Genomic DNA, 571 nt, shown 5'->3' on the forward strand with positions numbered 1-571 from the left:
CTTGGCTACTATTGCTTGCTAATTCATGTTGATACAGGGCGCATGCTAGGAACGATTTCATTCAGCAGTATGAGTCGTTTTCCATTTTATAGCTGTAACGTTGGCTATTCCTTGGCGGAAGAGGCACAAGGTCACGGCTATATGCGTCGTGGGTTAAAAATGGCATGCGACTACATGTTTAACGTGCAAAAAATGCATCGTATCCAAGCCGGCTATATGCCTCATAACAAACGCAGTGAAGCTGTGCTAGAGTTTGTCGGGTTTTGCAAAGAAGGTTACGCAAAAGATTACCTTTTGATCAATGGTGAATGGCAAGACCATGTGCTGACATCATTAACTAACCCTCATTGGCAGCAAGAAGGGCGCTAATATGGTTCGATTAGAAAAGCAGTTAGCATTACTCATTGAACTTGATAAGCTCAAAAGCGTATTGCGTCGTACTCGGGTGAAAAGCGCCGAAGGTCGTCTTGAAAACAGCGGTGAGCACAGTTGGCACGTCGCATTGATGGCAGTATTAATGGAAGAGCACGCAAATGCACCAGTCGATATCTGTCGAGTGATGAAAATGCTA

The 571-nt window shown here is 44.5% G+C and carries 2 protein-coding genes; both read left to right on the top strand.

The window, feature by feature from the left end; all coding sequences use genetic code 11:
* A partial coding sequence (locus R7Q48_RS29640; RefSeq protein ID WP_318133952.1) for a GNAT family N-acetyltransferase occupies positions 1–369 on the top strand: 369 nt, incomplete at its 5' end.
* Between the two features lies 1 nt (position 370).
* A partial coding sequence (locus R7Q48_RS29645; RefSeq protein WP_318133953.1) for an HD domain-containing protein occupies positions 371–571 on the top strand: 201 nt, incomplete at its 3' end.

This window comes from Vibrio sp. 378 (assembly GCF_033339435.1).